The sequence below is a fragment of the Arthrobacter sp. 2YAF22_2 genome, from assembly GCF_052114645.1.
GTDB lineage: Bacteria > Actinomycetota > Actinomycetes > Actinomycetales > Micrococcaceae > Arthrobacter.
Genome location: NZ_JBFRFD010000230.1, coordinates 1 through 5,578, shown reverse-complemented (window position 1 = coordinate 5,578; position 5,578 = coordinate 1). Strand labels below are relative to the sequence as shown.

Below are 5,578 nucleotides of genomic sequence, written 5' to 3'. Positions count from 1 at the left end.
GCGCCGCGTCCTGCGCCGCCGTCGAACTCAACTCCCGCAACTGGCCCAGAACGCTCCCCAGCGAGGGGGCGGCGCCGCGCTCATCACCGTCCGGCCGACCGGCCGGACGAGAGACGAGAACTGCACCGATTCCCATGCACTAAGTCTGCCAAGGGGGTCAGACATTAATGGGTTTGCGTACGTTGCGGGTGGCCGTCGTGAACGAACGAGCTTAGATGGCCCGAGTCCGTCGTGACGTGCCGACGTGCCGTCGTACATACGTGCATACGTGCAGAGGACCAGTCCGGGAGCGCCGGGCGCGGAAGTATCGTGGGACCAGGAATCGGATTTCGATCTCCTACCCGACATTCGGAGGCGAGCGTGAATTGCTGCGTGCGGCGATGCGGCGGCATAGCGCGTGAGTGACCCTCAGGCTCTGGCGCGGCGGCTGGGCACCCTTGACGCGTCTGTGATCGGTCTTGGATCGATGATCGGCGCCGGCGTGTTCGCGGCCTTCACTCCGGCAGCGGCGGTGGCCGGTTCAGGTCTGCTGGTGGGACTGGTTGTTGCGGCCATGGTGGCGTTCTGCAATGCCACCTCCTCCGCCCAGCTCGCCGCCGTTTACCCGACTTCGGGCGGAACCTATGTGTACGGCCGTGAACGCCTGGGACCGTGGGCCGGCTTCGTGGCCGGCTGGGGCTTCGTTATCGGTAAGACCGCCAGCGCAGCGGCCATGGCAATGACATTCGCCGCCTACGCCGCCCCGGCAGGGTGGGAACGGCCTGTTGCCGTCGGCGCCGTCGTCGTCCTCGCCGCGGTGAATTACCGCGGCGTCACCCGGACAGCCGGGCTCACCCGCATCCTTGTCGTACTGGTTCTGGCGGCCCTCGCGACTGCCGTTGCCGCCTGTTGGGGTGGTTCCGGGGCGGATCCGGCCAGAATTCTCGGGGACGGGCTGTTGGCCCACGGCTGGTACGGGATTCTGCAGTCAGCCGGCCTGCTGTTCTTCGCCTTCGCCGGTTACGCCAGGATCGCGACGATGGGCGAAGAAGTCCGGAACCCCCGCCGCACCATTCCCCGCGCTATCGGCATCGCCCTGGGTATCACCATCATCGTCTACGCCATCATCGCCGTCACTCTGCTGGCGACCATCGGTCCCGAGGCAGTGGCAGCCAACCCCGCACCTCTCGCCGCCGCCGTCGAATCCGGGACCATGACCTGGGCCAGCCCTATAGTTCGGGCAGGGGCGGCGGGCGCAGCCTTGGGCGCGCTCCTGGCTCTCATCGCCGGACTCGGGCGGACCAGCCTGGCGATGGCCCGCGAACACGATCTGCCGCACTGGCTCGCCGCCGTCCACCCCCGCTACAAGGTTCCCCACCGCGCCGAGGTCACCCTGGCAGTGGTGATCAGCGGGATCATCACGGTCGCCGACCTGCGCGGCGCGATCGGCTTCTCCTCGTTCGGCGTGCTCATCTACTACCTGGTCGCCAACCTTGCCGCCTTCACGCAGCCGGCCGCGGACCGCCGCTACCCCAAGGCGCTCCAGGTCTTGGGCGCCGCGGCCTGCGTGGCCCTGGTCGCGACCCTCCCACCCTTCTCCGTGGCGCTGGGAGTCCTCATGTTCGTGGTCGGGATAGTTCTGCGCGTGGCCCGGCAGCGCAGGAAGTCCTGACCCCCGACGACGGCGACCCGCGCGACCTCGCCGGGCAAGCGCGCTACGACAAGCCTTACAGCACCCTCGGCCGGCCGAACTGGGTGTGGACCCCGGGCGAGAACAGCACCGAATCGGGCGGCCCGGAGACTGCAATGCCTGCTGCCGCGACGAGCTCATCCTCCAACTCCGTCAGCTCCGCCCGGAACAACGGCCAGGGGCCGTGGGCGTTGGGAATGTAGAGCGTGTTGCCGCGGAACCGGGAATGTAAACCGAACCGCGCTGTGAGGTGGACGGACAGCGGATCGTCGGCGTCAGCGTCGAACTGCGGGACAACAGCGAAATCGCTCCCCTCCCCACCACGCAGCCGACGAACAGAATACCCAACTGAACCGTCCGGCGTGGCCGCGCGGAAGTGCCCACGGGACCAGACGTACGGGATGCCCGCAGCACGGGCCGCCAGCACCACCGCCAAGCGCGATGCGTCCAGGCTCAGGAACACGACACCCCTCGTGCCGTCCGGTTCCCGGGAGTAGAGCCGCACGTTGACCTCGTTGAAGCTGCCGAAGTAGGGGATCCCCGGGCCCCTACCCACGCCCGCGCCCTGCATGCGGAAACCGATGAGCCCCACCCAGGCCGACCCATCGAACTCGTCCGGGACCACGCCAACCGGCATGAACGACGCCGCGACCGGCCGGGGAACGCGCCAGTGCAGGAACACCGCGTCGGTCCAGCGCTGCGCCATGATGACCGGTCGGGGCAGCTCCGGCGCCAAAGGCCAGGGATCCGGTTCCATATGCCGCGTCAGCTCGCCGTCGCGGCCGCTTGGTCGCCCGCGGGTTGCTTCTGCCAGGGCCAGCGCCCGGTGATTTCCAGCTCGAGGGAGAAGCTCAGGAAGGTCCGGATCAGCACGATGATGGCCAGCACGCCCACGCTCTCGAAGGTGGGGGTCACGGCGACGGTCCGGATGATGTCGGCTGCCACCAGCAGCTCAAGGCCGAGCAGGATGGAGCGGCCCAGCAACTGCCGATACGACCGGTACACCGTGAGCGGTTCGGAACCGGCAGGAAGACGGCGCGGCTGGAAGCCACGCAGGGCCAACGGCAACGACACCAGGGCGCCGATCACCATGACAGCCACGCCGGCGAAATCCATGAAGCCGCCAATCGCCTCAATGATGTGCTGAAAATCCATGCTGCCCCTCAAAAGTTGGGTGTGAAATCTAGTGCTGCGCGGCCCCGTTCCGGTGCCGCCTCGTCATGGATGCCGCTCGCCGACGCCGCCCAGCACGGACCGGTATCCCTCGCGGAAGCTCGGATACCGGAACTCGAAGCCGGTGCCCCGCAGCAATGCGTTGCTGATGCGCTTGTTCCCGCCCCGCGACGGCTCGCCGCCCCCGGTGCCATCGCCGGAGCCGCCCCCGGAGCCCCCGCCAACCCCGAAGGCCGCGCCCGCCCCGGCACCGGACTCCGATGCCGGTTCCGGTAGCTCCAGCTCGGCGGCCAGGAACCGCAGCACCTCGCCGAGTTCGACCGGTTCGTCATCCACGCCCACGTACACCGAAGCCGGCTCAGGATCCATGGTGCACAGGTGCACGATGGCGGCAGCGGCGTCGTCGCGGTGTATCCGGTTGGTGAAGCGGACCTGCGCCGGGACCGTGGCATTGCCGCCGCGGACCTGGTCGATCAACCGGGTCCGGCCAGGCCCGTAGATGCCGCCAAGCCGCAAGACGACGGGCGACCTCCCGGTGCCCCGCAGGCGGCTCTGGAGCAGTTCCTCGGCCTCGCGGATGACGCGGCCGGAGAACCCGCCGGGGTTCGGCGCCGTCGTTTCGTCCACCCACGCGCCGTCGGCGTCGCCATAGACCGCGGTGGAGGACACGAAGAGCACGCGCCGCACCGGCGCTCCGGATGCCGCCACGGCGTCCAGCACATGCGCCAGCCCGTCCACATACGCCGCCCGGTAGGCCTCCTCGGTGGGGGAGTCAGCCGCGATTGCGACGACGACGGCGGTGGTGTCCGCCGGGACCGGCGGCAGCTCGCCGGCGGTCAGGTCAGCCGCCGCGCCTTCGATGGCGGCCGGCAGTTTTTCCGGGGACCGCCGCCAGCCCACCACTCGGTGTCCGGCAGCGGCAAAGCGCAGTCCGGCCTCGGTGCCCAGGTCGCCGCAACCGGCCAGCAGTACAGTCATACGGGCCAGTCTGCCAGTCATTGAGCAGCCCCACTGACCGCCTTGAGGAAAACTTGAAGTGATCTTGTCGTGGACCGAAGCCTTGCCTTGAAGGAGGCCGGGCATCGTAGTAGGGGTCAGCCAGTGAGGCTGGCGGACACAAATACTTCGCCTGGCCGGTCGGCCGGCCCCACGAAACGGAAAACTGATGGGTCTCAACCTCAAGTCCACGTCCAGCAAGGTCCTGGCCTCCGCCGCGCTCCTCGCCGCAGCCGCGGGTGTGGCCGGCATGGGCACCTACGGTGGCTTCACCACCAGTACGTCTGCTTCCGCGGCCGTCAACTCCGGTACCGTCAACCTTGCCGTCGGCAGCGGGGCAAGTAACCGGCTGAGCGTTGCTGCCGCCGGCGCCGTCCCGGGTGACAGCATCCAGCGTGCTGTCACCCTCAACAACGGCGGCGACCAGAACCTCGCGTCCATCACCCTCACCACGACGGCGTCGCCGTCGTCCAAGCTCGACACGGACGCCGTCAACGGCCTACAGATGAAGATTGACGGCTGCTCCGTGCCGTGGACCGAGGCCGGAACGTCCCCCTCATTCACGTACACCTGCTCCGGCACCACCAGCGCTGTTCTGGCGTCGCGGGCCGTGACCGGCAGCAGCCTCGCACTGACCGGACTCGCCTCACTGACCGCAACCAAGACTGACTACCTCCGGGTTGCGCTGACCGTCCCGCAGACGGCGGACAACACCTTCCAGGGCTTGAACAGCACCATGGGCTTCTCCTTCGACGCCATCCAGCGCGGCGCCGGTAACAAGTAAGCAGCAGCAAGAATCACAGGAGCTCAGGCCGGTTGGACCCGGCCGGCTTGAGCTCCTGGCCACTACCCGATATCCGCAGCGCAGGGGAGGAACCCGTGAGCACCGTCATCACCCCGAGCCGTTCGACGGCCAGCCAGACCCCGCCGGTCACTGGCACTGAGCCGGGGGTCCCCGGAACGGGGCGTGGGCGGCGCCGGGCGCAAACCTCGAGCAAGCTGACGGGCGTCACGGCGTCGAAAGTCGCTGCCGCCGGCGGACGCGCGGTGTTTACACTCACCCTCGCTGTCGCAACCCTGCTGTTTCTGTTTCTTGCGGTGGGTCCGCGATTCCTGAACTACCAGACGTCCACCATGTTGACCGGCAGCATGGCCCCCGGTATCAACCCGGGGGATGTGGTGGTCAGCGTCCGGACGCCCGTGTCTGAGCTCAAAGTCGGTGATGTGATCACGTACAGCATCCCGATCGACGACCACCGGGTCGAAACGCACCGGGTGGCGAGCATCAAGCGCGACGACGCCGGCGTGACCTCTGTGACCACCAAGGGCGATGCCAATGCGGGGGCAGACCCCTGGACGGCCGTGCTGTCCGAAGACCATGTCTATGTCCAGGCCGGGGTCGTGCCGTACCTCGGTGACGTCATCCGGGCCTTGCGCCAGCCCTTGGTCCAGRCCGTCTTCCTGTACGGTGCCTGCGGGCTGCTCGTCGTAGTGGTGCTGACCTCGATCTGGCGGAAGCCGGCCGGGGCCGCGGACGGAGCAGCCGGCGAAAGAGGCGGCAACCGGGGCGCCGACGCGGAACGGGGCCGGCCGTGAACTGCCACGGAAGCGGCATGGTCCTGGATATCCGGCAGATCGATAAGCTCGCCGCCGAGCTGGATTCACGAACCTGCGCCGTAGGTTTCGTGGGCCGCTTCCTCGACAGCCTGCCCCGCAGTTCCTCGACAGCCTGCCCCGCAG

General features: G+C 68.4%; 6 protein-coding genes. 3 read left to right on the top strand and 3 right to left on the bottom strand.

Translation table 11 applies throughout. The annotated features are described in order from the left end of the window. Positions 1 to 397 precede the first annotated feature (397 nt). Positions 398 to 1,651, top strand: a complete 1,254-nt coding sequence (locus tag AB4Y86_RS10780) for an APC family permease (RefSeq protein ID WP_441402231.1) — start codon at positions 398 to 400, stop codon at positions 1,649 to 1,651. A gap of 55 nt (positions 1,652 to 1,706) precedes the next feature. On the opposite strand, the gene AB4Y86_RS10775 is transcribed toward AB4Y86_RS10780, so the two are convergent. The 3 genes from AB4Y86_RS10775 to AB4Y86_RS10765 all read right to left on the bottom strand — a co-directional run bounded on the left by AB4Y86_RS10775 (position 1,707) and on the right by AB4Y86_RS10765 (position 3,820). Next, positions 1,707 to 2,426: a YqjF family protein gene (locus AB4Y86_RS10775; RefSeq protein WP_441402230.1), complete on the bottom strand. Its 720-nt coding sequence runs from the start codon at positions 2,424 to 2,426 to the stop codon at positions 1,707 to 1,709. A gap of 8 nt (positions 2,427 to 2,434) precedes the next feature. Beyond that, the gene (locus AB4Y86_RS10770) at positions 2,435 to 2,824 is read right to left on the bottom strand and encodes a DUF1622 domain-containing protein (protein WP_441402229.1); all 390 of its coding nucleotides are present in this window, start codon (positions 2,822 to 2,824) and stop codon (positions 2,435 to 2,437) included. A 63-nt stretch (positions 2,825 to 2,887) separates the two neighbouring features. After that, positions 2,888 to 3,820: an SDR family oxidoreductase gene (locus tag AB4Y86_RS10765; RefSeq protein WP_441402228.1), complete on the bottom strand. Its 933-nt coding sequence runs from the start codon at positions 3,818 to 3,820 to the stop codon at positions 2,888 to 2,890. Between the two features lie 187 nt (positions 3,821 to 4,007). Here AB4Y86_RS10765 and AB4Y86_RS10760 point away from each other — a divergent pair, with 187 nt between their 5' ends. Further along, positions 4,008 to 4,622: a TasA family protein gene (locus AB4Y86_RS10760; RefSeq protein ID WP_441402227.1), complete on the top strand. Its 615-nt coding sequence runs from the start codon at positions 4,008 to 4,010 to the stop codon at positions 4,620 to 4,622. Between the two features lie 95 nt (positions 4,623 to 4,717). After that, positions 4,718 to 5,434, top strand: coding sequence for a signal peptidase I (locus AB4Y86_RS10755; protein WP_441402226.1), 717 nt, complete (start codon positions 4,718 to 4,720; stop codon positions 5,432 to 5,434). Positions 5,435 to 5,578 lie beyond the last annotated feature (144 nt).

Excerpts from the sequence above, each read along its gene's own strand:
- AB4Y86_RS10760 (WP_441402227.1), top strand. The coding sequence starts at position 4,008 with ATGGGTCTCAACCTCAAGTCCACGTCCAGCAAGGTCCTGGCCTCCGCC.
- AB4Y86_RS10765 (WP_441402228.1), bottom strand. The coding sequence starts at position 3,820 with ATGACTGTACTGCTGGCCGGTTGCGGCGACCTGGGCACCGAGGCCGGA.
- AB4Y86_RS10770 (WP_441402229.1), bottom strand. The coding sequence starts at position 2,824 with ATGGATTTTCAGCACATCATTGAGGCGATTGGCGGCTTCATGGATTTC.
- AB4Y86_RS10775 (WP_441402230.1), bottom strand. The coding sequence starts at position 2,426 with ATGGAACCGGATCCCTGGCCTTTGGCGCCGGAGCTGCCCCGACCGGTC.